We start from the raw sequence: 16,071 nt of genomic DNA on the forward strand, positions 1-16,071 counted from the left end.
CCTTTTAAAGGTGAAGCTCGCCTGATTATTGGGCGATGCAATAATAAAAACTGGAGTGGATATAAGCATGACCAACATCACGAAGAAAAGTCTCCTGGCCGCAGGCATTGTGGCTGCTTTAGGTATGATGGCTGTAGGCAATACTTTTGCAGCGAATGTGCCCGCAGGCGTACAACTGGCTGAAAAACAAGTTTTAGTGCGAAATAATGGTTCTGAACCTCAGTCATTAGATCCACATAAAATTGAAGGTGTCCCTGAATCAAATATCTCACGCGATCTATTAGAAGGGTTGGTTATTAACGATCCTAACGGCAAAATTTTACCCGGTGTGGCAGAAAGTTGGGACAATAAAGATTTTAAAGTGTGGACTTTCCATCTGCGTAAAGATGCTAAATGGTCAAATGGTGACCCTGTAACGGCACAAGATTTTGTTTATAGCTGGCAACGTCTGGCGGATCCTAAAACAGTTTCTCCTTACGCAAGCTATGTGCAATATGCCCATATTGCTAATATCGACAATATTATAACCGGTAAACAAGCACCCGATACCTTGGGCGTGAAAGCTCTGGATGACCATACTCTGGAAGTCACGTTGAGTGAGCCAGTGCCTTATTTGGATAAATTATTAGCGCATCCTTCTATGTCCCCGGTGAACAAAACCGCGATAGAGAAGTTTGGTGATAAGTGGACTCAGCCGCAGAACTTTGTCGGTAACGGTGCCTATAAGTTGAAAGATTGGGTCGTTAACGAACGTATCGTGTTAGAGCGCAGCCCGACTTATTGGGATAATGCCAAGACCGTCATTAATCAGGTAACTTACCTGCCAATCTCTTCCGAAGTGACTGATGTTAACCGCTATCGCAGTGGTGAAATCGACATGACCTATAACAACATGCCGATTGAATTATTCCAGAAGCTGAAAAAAGAGATCCCAGAAGAAGTTCATGTTGACCCGTATCTGTGCACCTATTACTACGAAATCAACAACCAAAAAGCGCCATTCACGGATGCTCGCGTTCGTGAAGCCCTGAAACTGGGTATGGATCGCGATATCATCGTGAACAAAGTGAAAAACCAAGGCGATTTACCGGCCTATGGCTTCACCCCGCCATACACCAGTGGTGCCGAGTTGACTCCGCCAGAATGGTTCAGTTGGACACAAGAAAAACGAAATGAAGTGGCTAAAAAGTTACTGGCGGAAGCTGGTTACACTAAAGATAAACCGCTGACATTCAATCTGTTATACAACACATCAGACTTACACAAGAAGCTGGCTATTGCCGCCGCCTCTATCTGGAAGAAAAACCTGGGTGTTGACGTTAAGTTGGAAAACCAAGAGTGGAAAACCTTCCTGGATAGTCGTCACCAAGGGGCTTTCGATGTGGCGCGTGCCGGCTGGTGTGCTGACTATAACGAACCTTCTTCTTTCCTGAATATGATGCTATCTGACAGCAGCAACAACACCGTGCATTATAAAAGCCCGGCGTTTGATAAGCTGATAAAAGATACGCTGAAAGTTAAAACTGAGAAAGAGCGTGCTGGTTTGTACCAACAAGCCGAAGTCTTGCTGGATAAAGACTCTGCTATCGTACCCTTGTTCTATTACGTGAATGCCCGTTTAGTGAAACCTTATGTCGGTGGTTATACCGGTAAAGACCCACTGGATAACATGCACGTTAAAGATCTTTATATTATCAAGCAGTAATATCTTAAGGGCAGCCGCCAAATTTGTGGGCTGCCCTTATTGCTTGATAATTCAAAAAGGCTAAAGGTACAGGCAATGTTAAAATTTATTCTACGCCGCTGTCTGGAAGCAATTCCGACACTTTTCATTTTGATCACCATCTCATTCTTTATGATGCGTCTTGCCCCGGGCAGTCCATTCACCGGCGAACGTAATCTTCCCCCTGAAGTGATGGCGAATATTGAGGCGAAATATCACCTCAATGACCCAGTTTATAAGCAGTATTTTAATTATTTGGGCCAATTGGCACAGGGTGATCTTGGGCCATCATTCAAATATAAAGATTACACTGTCAATGAGCTGGTTGCCGCCTCGTTTCCTGTTTCAGCTAAACTTGGGCTGGCTGCATTTTTACTCGCTGTAGTATTAGGTGTTAGTGCCGGTGTTATTGCTGCGCTGAATCAAAATACTAAGTGGGACTATATGGTCATGGGGTTTGCTATGACCGGGGTGGTTATCCCGAGCTTTGTTGTGGCACCTTTATTAGTGCTGGTGTTCGCCATTATATTAAAATGGCTACCTGGCGGTGGTTGGAATGGCGGGGCACCGCAATATATTATTTTGCCGATGGTGGCGCTGTCATTGGCGTATATTGCCAGTATCGCGCGTATTACTCGCGGCTCAATGATTGAGGTTCTGCATTCCAACTTTATTCGCACAGCGCGGGCCAAAGGTTTGCCACTGCGAACGATTGTATTACGCCACGCATTAAAACCGGCATTGCTACCAGTTCTCTCCTATATGGGGCCAGCATTTGTTGGCATTATCACCGGTTCAATGGTGATTGAAACCATTTTTGGGTTGCCGGGTATTGGTCAGTTGTTCGTCAACGGAGCGTTAAACCGCGATTACTCTCTGGTCCTGAGCTTGACCATTTTGGTAGGCGCATTAACCATTTTATTCAATGCGATTGTCGACGTGCTGTATGCCGTTATCGATCCGAAAATCCGTTATTAACACTGGAGCACGCCAATTATGTTGAGCAAGAAAAATAGCGAAGCTCTGGAAGTTTTCAGTGAAAAACTGGAAGTTGAAGGGCGCAGCCTTTGGCAGGATGCCCGCCGCCGCTTTATTCATAACCGCGCGGCGATCACCAGTTTGGTGATCCTAATGTTAATTACCTTATTTGTTATTCTGGCCCCGATGTTAGCTCAGTTTTCCTATGCAGATACTGACTGGGGCATGATGTCAGCGGCACCCGATATTGAATCCGGACACTACTTTGGTACTGATTCATCTGGCCGTGACTTATTGGTGCGAGTCGCTATTGGTGGGCGCATCTCATTGATGGTGGGGGTTGCTGCGGCCTTGGTGGCGGTGGTGGTCGGCACATTATATGGGTCATTATCAGGCTATCTCGGCGGGAAAATTGACTCACTGATGATGCGAGTGCTGGAAATTCTTAACTCATTTCCCTTCATGTTCTTCGTCATTCTGTTGGTGACTTTCTTTGGCCAGAATATTCTGTTGATATTTGTGGCGATCGGGATGGTGTCCTGGCTGGATATGGCGCGTATCGTGCGCGGGCAAACCTTAAGTCTGAAACGCAAAGAGTTTATTGAAGCAGCTGTCGTGGGCGGGGTTTCCACGCGTAATATCGTGTTGCGTCATATTGTACCGAACGTATTGGGTGTGGTGGTGGTATACGCCTCTTTACTGGTTCCCAGCATGATTTTGTTTGAATCATTCCTGAGTTTCTTAGGATTAGGGACGCAAGAGCCATTGAGCAGTTGGGGCGCATTACTCAGTGATGGTGCCAACTCAATGGAAGTTTCTCCGTGGTTATTGATGTTTCCTGCCGGTTTCTTGGTAGTGACGCTGTTTTGTTTCAACTTTATCGGCGATGGCTTACGTGATGCCCTCGACCCGAAAGACCGCTGAGGAGTAGCACGATGACGACTATTGATAATCAGTCTGCTGTTCAGCATGATGTCCTGTTGGATGTCAAAGACTTGACCGTCACATTCGGTACACCAGACGGCGATGTTACTGCCGTTAATGCCCTTAATTTTGACCTGCGCGCCGGTGAAACGCTCGGTATTGTGGGTGAATCAGGTTCCGGCAAATCGCAAACGGCATTTGCTTTGATGGGGTTGCTGGCCAGTAATGGCCGCATAGGCGGTTCGGCGAAGTTTCATGGCCGTGAAATTCTCAATTTACCCGAGAAACAATTGAACCGCTTACGGGCCGAAGAAATCTCAATGATCTTCCAAGACCCAATGACCTCTCTTAACCCTTATATGCGCGTGGGTGAGCAGCTAATGGAAGTGCTGCAATTGCATAAAAAGATGAGTAAGAGCGAAGCGTTTGAAGAGTCAATCCGCATGCTTGACGCGGTAAAAATGCCGGAAGCGCGTAAGCGCATGCGGATGTATCCTCATGAATTTTCTGGGGGTATGCGCCAGCGGGTGATGATAGCCATGGCGTTGCTGTGTCGCCCTAAACTGTTGATTGCTGATGAGCCGACAACTGCACTGGATGTAACAGTTCAGGCTCAAATCATGACTTTGCTGAATGAACTTAAGAATGAGTTTAATACTGCAATCATCATGATTACCCATGATCTGGGGGTGGTTGCCGGTATTTGTAATAAAGTTCTGGTGATGTATGCGGGCCGAACTATGGAGTATGGTCAGGCCCGTGATGTGTTTTATCACCCCAGCCACCCTTATTCTATTGGCTTACTAAATGCAGTCCCTCGTCTTGATGCTGAAGGCGAATCTCTCATGACCATTCCGGGTAATCCACCTAATTTACTGCGCTTGCCGAAAGGGTGCCCGTTCCAGCCTCGTTGCCAATATGCAATGGAACGCTGCGGGACAGCTCCGGCATTAGAACACTTTGGTGATGGCCGTTTACGTGCCTGCTATAAGCCAGTAGGGGAATTGGTATGAATACCATGACAGAGCAAAAAGTCTTGTTGGAAGTGGCCGACCTGAAAGTTCACTTTGATATTCAGGATGGTAAGCAGTGGTTTTGGCAGCCGTCAAAAACACTTAAGGCGGTTGATGGCGTTACCTTGCGTCTGTATGAAGGTGAAACCTTGGGCGTGGTGGGTGAATCTGGCTGCGGTAAATCAACTTTTGCGCGTGCCATTATTGGTTTGGTGAAAGCCACTGGCGGCACTGTAACCTGGTTAGGTAAAGATTTACTCAATATGAGTGATGCCGAGTGGCGGGCAACACGCAGTGATATTCAGATGATATTCCAAGATCCGCTGGCGTCCCTTAATCCGCGAATGACTATTGGCGAAATCATTGCCGAGCCATTGCGGACTTATCATCCCAAAATGCCACGTCAGGAAATCAAAGATAAAGTTAAGGCCATGATGTTAAAGGTGGGTTTGCTGCCTAACTTAATCAACCGCTATCCTCATGAATTCTCGGGTGGCCAGTGCCAGCGTATTGGGATTGCCCGCGCCTTGATTCTTGAGCCGAAACTGGTCATTTGTGATGAGCCAGTATCGGCGTTGGATGTGTCAATCCAGGCGCAAGTTGTGAATCTGTTGCAGCAATTACAACGTGAAATGGGGCTGTCACTGATTTTCATCGCGCATGATCTGGCGGTGGTAAAACATATTTCTGACCGAGTATTGGTAATGTATCTGGGCCATGCGGTGGAGCTGGGGACTTATGATGAGGTTTACCATAACCCTCAGCACCCTTACACCAAAGCATTGATGTCGGCCGTGCCTATCCCTGATCCGGATAAAGAAAGGGCGAAAGTGATTCAGTTGCTCGAAGGGGAATTACCCTCACCGATTAACCCGCCATCAGGTTGTGTATTCCGCACTCGCTGCCCCATCGCCGGGCCAGAATGTGCAAAAACCCGCCCACTATTAGAAGGAAGTTTCCGCCATGCGGTCTCTTGCCTGAAGGTAGACCCGTTATAAGGCCATCAATTGTACTCGTCATACGCCAAGCTGCATGTGCGTTGGCTGCTTTTGTGACTTGGCCCGTCCATGGAACTCGCTCTGTCGCCGCCTTCCTGCAACTCGGATTATTTAGAGTATAGATATTGATGTCCAATAAAAATCCCCGCCAGATAAATCAGCGGGGATTTTTTTATGGGCATAATGGCATGAGCGACACATATTCGTTGGGTAACGCCGCGGCCTAAGCAGTGGGGGAGTTTGTTACTCTTTCCACAATATATGGCAAAGTTTATGGTCTTTTTCACGGCACAGCAGAACACGAGCAAATACATCGTTTATCTCTTCACCATCACTGTCCGCCAGACCAATGACCACCTCGGCGAAAAAGTCCGGATTTAAATCAAAATCGACATGTTCTTGCCAATCTTCAGCGGGATCAAACAACTCAGCACCACCGCGCTCTTCAAACTGAAGATTAAACAATAAAATATCTGCTGGATCGAGGTTGTCACCGGCCAGTTCCAGAAATATATCGTAAGCCTGCTCCAGCGTTTCATCTTCAGTCAGGCGGTTATTAAGATCCATTTGCAGATTCCCATTTGTCATTTACAGATTACGCTTATTAAAACATTCTCTATGCGGCTTTTACAATTAATATGCTATTGAAAGCGAATAACTCAGAGAATCTACAATTGGATGATTGTCAGTTTCCGATTGATTACAGGAATGGGCTGAAAAAGTAGAATAATCTTTCAGTTACGCGATGCCATAACGGGCGCTTATTCCACTGTTCGCCGTCTAATAATACCGAGCGAGCAATATAATCATCTTGGACTTGGGCTAAATCGGCACCAAAACCGTCATCGTCAATGACCAGTGTGATTTCAAAATTCAGCCATAAGCTGCGCATATCCAGGTTCACGGTTCCCACTAAACTTAACTGACCATCGACCAGGACACTCTTACTGTGCAGTAAACCGCCCTCAAATTGATAAATCTTAACCCCGGCTTCAAGTAATTCAGAGAAGAAAGCGCGGCTGGCCCAGCGAACCATCATTGAGTCATTATCGCGCGGAACGATAATGCTGACATCGACACCTCGCTGTGCCGCTGTACAGATGGCGTGCAGTAAATCATCACTTGGCACCAGATAAGGTGTGGTCATGACCAACTGTTTACGTGCTGCATACACGGCGGTCAACAATGCCTGATGAATCATTTCTTCAGGGAAGCCCGGGCCAGAAGCGATAACCTGAATAGTATGGCCGCTCTCTTCTTCGAACGGCATAATATGGTTATCGGGCGGCGGCGGCAAAATACGTTTGCCGGTCTCAATCTCCCAGTCGCAGGCATAGACGATGCCAATGGTTGTCGCCACTGGGCCTTCCATTCGCGCCATCATATCAATCCACTGACCGACACCCGCATCTTGTTTGAAGAAACGTGGGTCAACCATATTCATGCTGCCAGTGTAAGCAACATAGTTATCAATCAATACGACTTTACGATGTTGGCGCAAATCCATTCGGCGCAAAAATACCCGGAAGACATTCACTTTGAGCGCTTCGACTACCTCAATACCAGCATTGCGCATCATGGCCGGATAGGGGGTGCGGAAGAATTGCTGGCTACCGGCTGAATCTAGCATCAGTCGGCAATGGACACCGCGTCGCGCCGCAGCCATCAGGGATTCGGCCACTTGATCAACTAAGCCGCCCGGTTGCCAGATATAAAAAACCATTTCTATATTATGGCGAGCTAATTCAATATCGCGCACCAATGCTTTTAATGTGTCATCGGTGGTGGTTAATAACTGTAATTGATTTCCTTTAACGCCGCTGATCCCTTGGCGACGTTCGCATAATTGGAATAATGGGGTCGCCACTTCGCTGTTGGAGCTGGCAAAAATGTGCTGGCAATCTTTCAGTTCACTGAGCCAACGTGCAGTGGAGGGCCACATGGCTTTTGCTCGCTCAGCGCGCCGCTTACCCAGATGAAGCTCACCAAATGAGAGGTACGCGATTATGCCCACCAAAGGCAGAATATAGATAACAAGCAACCATGCCATAGCCGAAGGAACAGCTCTGCGTTTCATGAGAATACGCAATGTAACCCCGGCAATAAGCAACCAATAGCCAAAAACTGAGAGCCAACTGATTACGGTGTAAAATGTTGTCATAAGGGCGGGAATCCTGTTCACAAACGGTCACTAAAGAGTGTACGCACAGTATGGAGAAGACGAAACCTTTAATCAGATATATTATGGATAAAGTCTTTTAAGCTAAAGGACTTGCAAGGACAAATAGAGATATAGAGTTAGCGACCTTTGTTCTATCACAATAAAGATTAGATGATTTAGCGCTAAACATGTGTTTTTTCCTCAGTGTACTTTTTTTCTCGGTGTGACTTGGCTCAAGAGATGAAAAGTTTATAATGGCCCGGTTCTCAGCTTGGAAAGAGTGGCTTCATGAGACGGAGTAAAAATGAGGTAGGCCGTTGGCGTATGTTGCGGCAACATCAGCGCAGAAGAAATCGCTGGCTTGAAGGTCAATCACGGCGCTATCGCCATATCTATAGTGTTCGGCAACTCCACGAGCATCAACATCGTAGAGCACTATTGTTCACTGTGGCTTATGAATGGTGATTCGCTGTGATGGTAATAAAAACAGTCTCTTTATGAGGCTGTTTTTGTTTTTTCCCGTGTGCAAATCCACAAGATATTTATTTTACGCCGAATAGCACTTGATATAATACACTTTTCATCTCTATTCTATCCCATGATTTTGCTAAAATAATGATATTGATAGGATATTTTTGAGAGATACTTTAGGCTTTAAATTTCACTTTTTTGCGCATAAAAACGGCTCCTATCCTAAATTATCAAAATACGATAATTCTGATGTTCATATTAATAATAAAAGGCGCAAAATAGTCTTTTCGCAGTTTATTTCACATCAGAATGCGTTCGCGCTACTCTATATATTCGGTCGCTTCGTTCTAATTTTTCAGTTTCAGGGGTGTTACTGTCGGGTTGTTCGAGGCGACCATTCCCTGATGAAATAAATGATTGTGAAATAATAAACATAATAAACATTATGGTTATCTTGTATTTTCTTATTTATCAATGTGTTATTTAATTTTTTATTTATCCCACTCATTTTCATCATCGTTTTTATTGATCAATAATAAAAAATTTATCAATTTTATCAATTGATCAATACTACAGTTCTCATCAAATAAAAGGATTTTACTGTGGATAGCAGACTAAACATTGCTGTTGATTGCACTTTTATCTGTGAACCGGTTTACAAACGTGACGGTAAGTTACTTGCAGTAGAGTTATTGAGTCGTTTTACCACAGCCTCTTTTAAATCGCCCATTTATACTGAGCGCTTCTTACATCAACTTAATGCTCAGATGAAAGCAAAATTATTGCGTACTCAATTATGTGAAGTAAAAAATCAGCAGCAGTGGTTTACTGAACATCAAATAATACTCTCAATAAATATAGATTTTGATATGGCAAATGCGGTGTTAAATGATGAAGAAGTCATATTGTTGTTGAGTTCAATGCCTTTTATCCGATTAGAAATAATGGAATGTTTTCCTAATCTCAGTGATGGCGCTGAGAATGCATTATTGAGTAAGCTGGCTAAACGATATTCTCTCTGGTTGGACGATTTTGGTAGCGGTGATGCTCACATTGCAGCAGCAGCCAGCGGCTTTTTTGAATGTGTAAAAGTTGATAAGCACTTTTATTGGCAATGGGGTGGGGGGGCCAGCTTTGACAATCTGGTCGTGAGTTTGCGCAGCCATTGCCAGCATGTGATTATTGAGGGTGTCGAAACTCACCAGCAGTTTAGCCAACTTGCCGATATGGGCATTGATGCCATGCAAGGTTATTTATTCAGTTCTTGCCCATTAGATGCGGTGAGCTACCTGCCTCTGCAATATGATCATTTTAATATTAGAGAATGCCGTTAGCGGGGCATAAAGTGGGGGAGAGGAAAGTAAAAATTTATCGATATGACATCAACTTAGGTAAACTTTTGCTGTGAATATCACAGTTATATCATGCGGTTCAGCGGATGATGTAATCCCTATTTCAGCAAAGGCTACAGTTAATGTCTCAATATAAATTAGCGAAAACAGTATTCTTCGGGGATTTGAAAATCAGCACGGCGCTGTATAAATATGAGATTTATTGTGAAGAGTCTGAGCTGATATATCACGCTGCAATTTATTCTGAACAAGTCATTGCTGCCGGCAAACATACTTATTCTGTCTGGGTAAGAAAAGACCATATGATCCTAAAATCTCCGGCGCATATGTTAGATAAAGCGGTAGATGCCTGTGAAGATCATTGGCTGAAACACTACAAAGTTTAGTCGGTCAGGTGATGGTGCAATCAAGCTAATACGCCTGGAGCCAGGTGTATGATTCCAATCAAAGTCATCACTAGAGTCAATCAAATAACTCTGACAGAAAACTTTTCTTTTTATAGTGCTTGGGCTTTGAATATCCGTGATGGTCGCGATCACGGTCACTATTTCTTGGCTCAGCATAAGAGGCCGCAGGCGCGCTCTCAGTTGATTTTTCAATGATTTTATCAAGCTCTCCGCGATCAAGCCAAACACCACGGCAGTTCGGGCAATAATCAATCTCAATGCTTTTACGTTCAGACATAACCAGTTGGGTATCTTTGCATACTGGACACTGCATAGTCTTCATCTCCGCATTTAACAAAATGGCTTATCGTCTCGACATAAGAATCGATACAGAATTAGACATTAATTCTCTGTAATTATAAGTAAAGTTGATTAAATACATGTAATAACCCGGCAGTGATCGGGAAATTCGAGCCAAAATTTGGCTGGGAATGGTAAGAAATATCGTCTTTCAAACAGCTGCCGCCATTAGGGGCGCGGCACCTTCATAATCTTTGATTCAAAATACACGTTTATAAGGTTTTACAATAACCGAGTGATATACCCCAGCGGCAACATAAGGGTCTTGTTCAGCCCAAGCCTCGGCCTCGTGCTGCGATTCAAATTCAGCTATCACTGTAGAACCGGTGAACCCAGCAGCACCAGGATCAGCACTGTCGATGGCGGGATTAGGGCCCGCCGTCAATAAACGGCCTTGATCTTGTAAGGTCTGTAAGCGCGCCAAATGTGCAGGGCGCACAGACAAGCGCTTCTCAAGTGAATCAGGGACATCGGTCGCAAAGATTATGTACAGCATGTTTCACCTTTTAAATGTATATACTTCAATATGATGATTTGTGTTTAGTGTTCCATAACACCATGTTCTATCCATAAATTCAATAATCTGCGTAAAGGGTAGCATCTAAAATTCTCAGATGAATACACTGGCAATTTATAATGAAATAAAATGATAACTAAGCGTAAATGGAAAGTGTTATTTGGTAGATATTGCCGTTTAAAGCATCATTTAAAGCTGTTCAGTAAGATTGTTTGCTCATGCTTATTGAATATGATTGCTATTTGCATTTAAACTTAGCTGCATTAGAGGACACTGAATTATTATGCAGCTAAATAAAATTTTCCTGGGTCGACGGGTTACATGGCCACTTGTATTTTCAGTAGGGCTACATGGCAGCGTCATTGCGGCGCTGCTGTATGTATCTGTAGAGCAAATGAATATACAGCCAGAGATAGAAGACGCGCCGCTGGCTGTCACCATGGTGAATATAGATACCTTCGCGGCACCTCAGCCAGCGGCGGCGGAGCCACAGGCTGAGCCGGAACCTGAACCCGAAGCTGTTGAAGAAGCACCGCCAGAGCCGGTACCTGTCCCGCTTCCTGAACCAGTGAAACCGAAACCGAAGCCGAAACCAAAACCGGTGAAAAAAGAAGTTAAAAAGCCAGAAGTGAAAAAACCGGATGTCAAAAAGACGGTTGCGCCACCGGATGACAAGCCGTTTAAGTCGGATGAACCCGCATTGGTTTCCACTAATGCACCGGTAAAATCTGCACCTAAGGCGACGGTGCCGGGGGTATCAACATCGGCCGGGCCAAGAGCACTCAGCAAAGCGAAGCCGAATTATCCTGCTCGGGCACTGGCCTTGGGGATTGAAGGGCAGGTTAAAGTACAATATGACATTGACGAAGATGGCCGAGTCACCAATGTGCAGATATTGGAAGCAACTCCGCGCAATACCTTTGAGCGCGAAGTGAAGCAGGTGATGCGCAAATGGCGTTTTGATGGGACGGACAAAAATCGCGTTACCACTATCGTGTTCAAAATTGGTGGCACGACGGAAATGAACTAAGCAGTGATATGGCTGTTTAGCTATCTTCACGCTGCAATAAAAAGGGCCGCTTTATAGCGGCCCTTTTTGCATTTACCGGATAACTTTATGGTTATTGCGCCGCGCCAACTTCAAAATTTCGGCTGCCTTCAGGCAAGGCGCGGGCTTTACCTGCATCATCAACGGCCACATAGGTGAATACCGCTTCAGTGGCCTTATAGCGCTGTCCAATTGGCTCAGAAGAGACCTTTTTCACCCAGACTTCAATATTAATGGTAATAGAGCTGTGGCCAGACTTAATGCAGCGGGCATAACAACAAACCACGTCACCCACGGCAACCGGTTTGAGGAAAGTCATGCCATCAACCCGCACCGTGACGACTCGGCCATGGGCTATCTCTTTAGCTTGAATAGCGCCGCCAATGTCCATTTGTGACATCAACCAACCACCGAAAATATCCCCGTTGGCATTGGTATCGGCGGGCATCGCAAGGGTGCGAAGTACCAGCTCACCGTTGGGTAATACCGGTTCACCGCGAGGTGATATTTGTTCTTGGGTCATCATTGCCTACTATTTTAAATTATGACTTTTTCTGTTCTTCCGGCATATGTTTGTAGATATAAACGCCGCTGATGAGTGTGAATACCAGCGTCAGAGCCGTTAAGCCAAAGACTTTGAAATTGACCCAAATATCTTGTGGTAACCAGAACGCGACATAAATGTTCAGTAGCCCGCACACCAAGAAGAACACCGCCCAAGACAGGTTCAGTGTCGACCAAACGGTATCGGGCAAGGTCAGTTCTTTGCCAAGCATCCGCTGAATCAAGGGCTTTTTCATAAACCACTGGCTGATGAGCAACGCGACGGCGAACAAAACATACAGCACAGTCACTTTCCACTTAATAAATAAGTCACTGTGGAACGCCAGCGTCAAGGTACCAAATACCAGCACCATAATGGCGGTGACCAGTGTCATTTTTTCTACCTTGCGGTATTTGACCCAGGTAAAAGCTAGCGCTAACAATGTGGCGACAATCAGTGCCCCTGAAGCGACAAAAATGTCATACATTTTGTAGAAAACGAAAAACACGACCAATGGGAGAAAATCTAAAAGTTGCTTCATGAATCAATCCATCATTTATACACCGCCTGACTATACCGGATTCAGTGAGGTGAGGGTACCTGCGACAAAACACTATTATCCTTAATTATCTGCTGGAATGCGCGCTCTGCCAGCGGAATTTGCAGAAACTTACGATAAACACATAACAGATTTGGTCTGTATATTGCTAGTCAGATACTAACCCAGCATTATAAGTGATAGATATTGGGTTAAAGTTTGGTGGAGTTACTATGCAGAGAAAATCACTCCGGTATTGGATGCCGGGTTTGACCCAATTAATGGCTTATGAACGCGAATGGCTCAAGCCAGATATGAGAGCCGGGTTGTCGGTGGCGGCAGTGGCATTACCCATCGCCATCGCCTATGCGGAATTGACCGGTGTTAGTGCCGCCGTCGGCTTGTATTCTTGTATTTTGCCAATGATTGCTTATGCATTCTTTGGTTCATCGCGGCAATTGATTGTCGGGCCGGATGCAGCAACCTGCGCGGTAATAGCCGCGGTGGTTGCCCCATTGGCGGCGGGGAATAGCGAGGTTCACTGGCAGCTTACCATCATGATGACTCTGATGATGGGGACATGGTGCTTGGTGGCTAGCCGCTTCAAGTTGGGGGCGTTAGCGGATTTATTATCGCGGCCGATACTGACCGGCTTACTCAATGGGGTGGCGATCACCATTATTGTTGATCAATTAGGCAAAGTTTTTGGTTTTATGACCCGCCCGCCTCAATTGATCGAGCGGGTTTTGGCACTGCCGTATAATTTGGTTAACAGCCATTTACCTACTGTCGCGATTTCACTACTGACTTTTGTGGTGCTGTATGGCGTCAAGTGGTTACGGCCAAATTGGCCCGCGCCTTTGTTGGCGATTGTCATGGCGACCTTTGTCTCTTGGGCTGCCAATATGCAGCAATTTGGTGTTGGGGTGGTAGGGGGCTTTGAAGGCGGTTTGCCGATGGTGCATTGGCCTGATTTCCAGCCGGGTCTGTTACGTGACATGGTGATCCCGGCACTCAACCTCGCGGTAGTCAGCTTTGTCAGTATGATGCTCACGGCCCGCAGTTTTGCAGCGAAAAATGGTTATGAAGTCGATGCGGATGTCGAGCTGCGCGCGCTCGGTGTCACCAACATTGTTTCTGCTTTGTCTCAGGGTTTTGCCATCAGTGGAGCCAGCACCCGCACTGCGGTGAATGATGCCAATAATGGTAAAAGCCAGTTGGTGTCCATTATTGCCGCATTGGTTATCGCCATGGTATTGCTGTTTTTAACTCGCCCACTGCAATATATTCCGATAGCCGCACTGGGCGTGGTGCTGATTTATGCCGCCTGGTCTTTGCTCGGATTTAGGAGCTTATGGCAATTACGCAAACGTAATACGCAAGCTTTCTATTTGGCGATTTTTACTTTCGTCAGCGTGGTATTGGTCGGTGTTATCAGTGGCATTGGTTTGGCGGTATTGTTGGGGTTATTACAATTCTTGCGCACCGTTTTCCGCCCGACAGAGCAGTTATTGGGGGTGAATGCTGATGGCATGATCCATTCAATGCGCAGTGGAAATGGCATTAAACCCGTACCCGGCGTGATGATTTACCGTTTTAACTCGCCACTGACGTATTTCAACGTCGCCTATTTTAAACGGCGCATTCTGAATTTGGTCGACAGCACGCCACATCCAGCCAATTGGGTGGTGATTGATGCGGTTGCCAGCTTTACCTATGCGGATATCAGTGTGTTGGCGGCTATTGATGAGCTTAAGCGCGACTTAAAACAGCGCAATATTAAGCTGATATTGGCCGGGCGGCGCACTGAGTTGACGCGCTGGTTCCGGATTAATCGGCTGAAAAGTCATGATGATGACCTGATTTTGGTGCCCGATCTCTATTTAGCTCTCAAGCTGATTCAGAGTAAACAGCGGGTGGCAGAGAGACAAGAGCCGGAAACTGAACCGGAAATCAGTACAACAGCAAATGTATTGAATCCTGAATAACAAAAAGGGCCGTAATGGCCCTTTTCTGATTTTATCGGCACTGATGCTTATACGGCAACATCCGTTGGACGCAATAACATATATAAGCGGAACAGATACACCAGCAGTAATGCAGAAACCAGATTACTCAGTGAAGCTAAAACGACACTGGCAATTGGCGTCGGCAACACCGTCAGGTGATTGACCAAATACAGTAAAATTAGTTTAGCCGCTATCCACAGCATCATTGCCGGAATAATCAACCGCACATTGGCAAATGCCAATTTAGTGCTGGCTTTCATGGCGGCAAAAACGCCTATTTTTTCTGTCGTGACGATAGCAGGTGACAGGGAAAGTGCGACAGCAATGATGATACCCGGCACGATAAACAGGGTTATTCCCAACTGAATCAACAAGGTGCCGATGAACATCAGCAGCAGTAGGCGGGGTAAAATAGGCAGGGAGATGCCAATTGCCTGCAATGCGCTAACACGACGGCCTTGAGAAACCATAGAAATCAGCGTCAGCATGCCACCGACTAATAATACGTTACCGATTAATGCAGAAAAAGTTGCCGCCGCTGACACTTTGAGCAGCACAATCTGTTGCTCCGGTGTGAGCTGCGCCACTAATTCTGTAATGCTGAGATTGCCTGATGACGCGAAATCACTTTCTGTAGAACTTAAACTACTCAATTGTTCAGTATCAGGGATAAATGCCTGATTTAACATGACGGTAATGAACGCAGTCAGCAGCGCCAGCAACAGAATGGCGGGTAGCTGATTGCGTAGAAAGTTAAAACTGTCACGGTATAAAGTGTTAGCCGTGATAGGCATGAAAGCTCCTTGGGATGAAAAAATAGCGCTTAGCCGATGATTATACCTTGTTATGGCGCGCTGTGGGATCCCGTCATTGGTCAACGGCGGATTTCTTCTACTCTCATTATCTGGATGTTATCAACAGGTAAGGGTGGCAAGCATGACCACTGTTGTCTTTTTTAGCCATGGTTCTGAGCACAATTTGATGTAAACAGCCATTTATGATCCAGATCAATTTCAATGTTATTAAGGAATTAAATAACCCTACTTAAT

Annotated in this window: 17 protein-coding genes; 10 read left to right on the forward strand and 7 right to left on the reverse strand. The window is 45.7% G+C overall.

All coding sequences use genetic code 11. The features are described from left to right. The first annotated feature begins 67 nt into the window (after positions 1-67). From oppA to oppF, 5 genes are all read left to right on the forward strand, one after another. On the forward strand, positions 68-1,705 hold the full coding sequence (gene oppA / locus DXZ79_RS09885; protein ID WP_038633203.1) for an oligopeptide ABC transporter substrate-binding protein OppA: 1,638 nt from the start codon (positions 68-70) through the stop codon (positions 1,703-1,705). 75 nt (positions 1,706-1,780) lie between these two features. Then, on the forward strand, positions 1,781-2,701 hold the full coding sequence (oppB, locus tag DXZ79_RS09890; protein ID WP_038633200.1) for an oligopeptide ABC transporter permease OppB: 921 nt from the start codon (positions 1,781-1,783) through the stop codon (positions 2,699-2,701). A 15-nt stretch (positions 2,702-2,716) separates the two neighbouring features. Beyond that, the gene (oppC, locus tag DXZ79_RS09895) at positions 2,717-3,625 is read left to right on the forward strand and encodes an oligopeptide ABC transporter permease OppC (RefSeq protein ID WP_038633197.1); all 909 of its coding nucleotides are present in this window, start codon (positions 2,717-2,719) and stop codon (positions 3,623-3,625) included. A gap of 11 nt (positions 3,626-3,636) precedes the next feature. Continuing rightward, positions 3,637-4,638, forward strand: coding sequence for an ABC transporter ATP-binding protein (oppD, locus tag DXZ79_RS09900; protein WP_042562365.1), 1,002 nt, complete (start codon positions 3,637-3,639; stop codon positions 4,636-4,638). Then, complete coding sequence (oppF, locus tag DXZ79_RS09905; RefSeq protein WP_038633194.1) at positions 4,635-5,636, forward strand: murein tripeptide/oligopeptide ABC transporter ATP binding protein OppF; 1,002 nt, start codon at positions 4,635-4,637, stop codon at positions 5,634-5,636. The genes oppD and oppF overlap by 4 nt, the downstream gene beginning before the upstream one ends. Before the next feature lie 243 nt (positions 5,637-5,879). Here the strand turns inward: oppF and DXZ79_RS09910 are convergent, their stop codons facing one another. After that, a complete protein-coding gene (locus DXZ79_RS09910; protein ID WP_196333107.1) occupies positions 5,880-6,209 on the reverse strand; it encodes an HI1450 family dsDNA-mimic protein in 330 nt (109 codons plus the stop codon). Positions 6,210-6,336: 127 nt separating this feature from the next. Next, positions 6,337-7,797 (reverse strand): cardiolipin synthase, encoded by a 1,461-nt coding sequence (cls, locus tag DXZ79_RS09915; RefSeq protein ID WP_038633191.1) that lies wholly within the window; start codon positions 7,795-7,797, stop codon positions 6,337-6,339. 288 nt (positions 7,798-8,085) lie between these two features. On the opposite strand from cls, the gene DXZ79_RS09920 reads away from it, so the two are divergent. From DXZ79_RS09920 to DXZ79_RS09930, 3 genes are all read left to right on the forward strand, one after another. After that, positions 8,086-8,262, forward strand: a complete 177-nt coding sequence (locus tag DXZ79_RS09920; RefSeq protein ID WP_071777623.1) for a YciY family protein — start codon at positions 8,086-8,088, stop codon at positions 8,260-8,262. Positions 8,263-8,870: 608 nt separating this feature from the next. Then, a complete protein-coding gene (locus tag DXZ79_RS09925; RefSeq protein WP_038633189.1) occupies positions 8,871-9,602 on the forward strand; it encodes an EAL domain-containing protein in 732 nt (243 codons plus the stop codon). A gap of 140 nt (positions 9,603-9,742) precedes the next feature. Continuing rightward, a complete protein-coding gene (locus DXZ79_RS09930) occupies positions 9,743-10,006 on the forward strand; it encodes a hypothetical protein (RefSeq protein ID WP_038633186.1) in 264 nt (87 codons plus the stop codon). Between the two features lie 76 nt (positions 10,007-10,082). Here the strand turns inward: DXZ79_RS09930 and DXZ79_RS09935 are convergent, their stop codons facing one another. After that, complete coding sequence (locus DXZ79_RS09935) at positions 10,083-10,340, reverse strand: TFIIB-type zinc ribbon-containing protein (protein WP_038633183.1); 258 nt, start codon at positions 10,338-10,340, stop codon at positions 10,083-10,085. A 225-nt stretch (positions 10,341-10,565) separates the two neighbouring features. Next, entirely contained in the window at positions 10,566-10,862 is a 297-nt protein-coding gene (locus tag DXZ79_RS09940) for a YciI family protein (RefSeq protein WP_038633181.1), read from the reverse strand. A gap of 304 nt (positions 10,863-11,166) precedes the next feature. Between DXZ79_RS09940 and tonB the strand changes: the two genes are divergently transcribed. Then, positions 11,167-11,913 (forward strand): TonB system transport protein TonB, encoded by a 747-nt coding sequence (tonB, locus tag DXZ79_RS09945; protein WP_050291748.1) that lies wholly within the window; start codon positions 11,167-11,169, stop codon positions 11,911-11,913. A gap of 91 nt (positions 11,914-12,004) precedes the next feature. Here tonB and yciA read toward each other — a convergent pair whose 3' ends face one another. Further along, positions 12,005-12,454: an acyl-CoA thioester hydrolase YciA gene (gene yciA / locus DXZ79_RS09950; RefSeq protein WP_038639539.1), complete on the reverse strand. Its 450-nt coding sequence runs from the start codon at positions 12,452-12,454 to the stop codon at positions 12,005-12,007. 19 nt (positions 12,455-12,473) lie between these two features. Beyond that, the gene (locus DXZ79_RS09955) at positions 12,474-13,016 is read right to left on the reverse strand and encodes a septation protein A (RefSeq protein WP_038633175.1); all 543 of its coding nucleotides are present in this window, start codon (positions 13,014-13,016) and stop codon (positions 12,474-12,476) included. A 230-nt stretch (positions 13,017-13,246) separates the two neighbouring features. Between DXZ79_RS09955 and DXZ79_RS09960 the strand changes: the two genes are divergently transcribed. Continuing rightward, the gene (locus DXZ79_RS09960; protein ID WP_038633172.1) at positions 13,247-15,001 is read left to right on the forward strand and encodes a SulP family inorganic anion transporter; all 1,755 of its coding nucleotides are present in this window, start codon (positions 13,247-13,249) and stop codon (positions 14,999-15,001) included. A 47-nt stretch (positions 15,002-15,048) separates the two neighbouring features. On the opposite strand, the gene DXZ79_RS09965 is transcribed toward DXZ79_RS09960, so the two are convergent. Further along, positions 15,049-15,816 carry a YciC family protein gene (locus DXZ79_RS09965; RefSeq protein ID WP_038633170.1) on the reverse strand — a complete coding sequence of 256 codons (768 nt, stop codon included), beginning with the start codon at positions 15,814-15,816 and terminating at the stop codon, positions 15,049-15,051. Positions 15,817-16,071 lie beyond the last annotated feature (255 nt).

Source organism: Yersinia rochesterensis (assembly GCF_003600645.1).
Lineage (GTDB): Bacteria > Pseudomonadota > Gammaproteobacteria > Enterobacterales > Enterobacteriaceae > Yersinia > Yersinia rochesterensis.

Excerpts from the sequence above, each read along its gene's own strand:
- oppB (WP_038633200.1), top strand. The coding sequence starts at position 1,781 with ATGTTAAAATTTATTCTACGCCGCTGTCTGGAAGCAATTCCGACACTT.
- DXZ79_RS09965 (WP_038633170.1), bottom strand. The coding sequence starts at position 15,816 with ATGCCTATCACGGCTAACACTTTATACCGTGACAGTTTTAACTTTCTA.
- tonB (WP_050291748.1), top strand. The coding sequence starts at position 11,167 with ATGCAGCTAAATAAAATTTTCCTGGGTCGACGGGTTACATGGCCACTT.
- yciA (WP_038639539.1), bottom strand. The coding sequence starts at position 12,454 with ATGACCCAAGAACAAATATCACCTCGCGGTGAACCGGTATTACCCAAC.
- oppA (WP_038633203.1), top strand. The coding sequence starts at position 68 with ATGACCAACATCACGAAGAAAAGTCTCCTGGCCGCAGGCATTGTGGCT.
- DXZ79_RS09955 (WP_038633175.1), bottom strand. The coding sequence starts at position 13,016 with ATGAAGCAACTTTTAGATTTTCTCCCATTGGTCGTGTTTTTCGTTTTC.
- DXZ79_RS09935 (WP_038633183.1), bottom strand. The coding sequence starts at position 10,340 with ATGCAGTGTCCAGTATGCAAAGATACCCAACTGGTTATGTCTGAACGT.
- DXZ79_RS09940 (WP_038633181.1), bottom strand. The coding sequence starts at position 10,862 with ATGCTGTACATAATCTTTGCGACCGATGTCCCTGATTCACTTGAGAAG.
- cls (WP_038633191.1), bottom strand. The coding sequence starts at position 7,797 with ATGACAACATTTTACACCGTAATCAGTTGGCTCTCAGTTTTTGGCTAT.
- DXZ79_RS09920 (WP_071777623.1), top strand. The coding sequence starts at position 8,086 with ATGAGACGGAGTAAAAATGAGGTAGGCCGTTGGCGTATGTTGCGGCAA.
- oppD (WP_042562365.1), top strand. The coding sequence starts at position 3,637 with ATGACGACTATTGATAATCAGTCTGCTGTTCAGCATGATGTCCTGTTG.
- DXZ79_RS09960 (WP_038633172.1), top strand. The coding sequence starts at position 13,247 with ATGCAGAGAAAATCACTCCGGTATTGGATGCCGGGTTTGACCCAATTA.
- oppF (WP_038633194.1), top strand. The coding sequence starts at position 4,635 with ATGAATACCATGACAGAGCAAAAAGTCTTGTTGGAAGTGGCCGACCTG.
- DXZ79_RS09930 (WP_038633186.1), top strand. The coding sequence starts at position 9,743 with ATGTCTCAATATAAATTAGCGAAAACAGTATTCTTCGGGGATTTGAAA.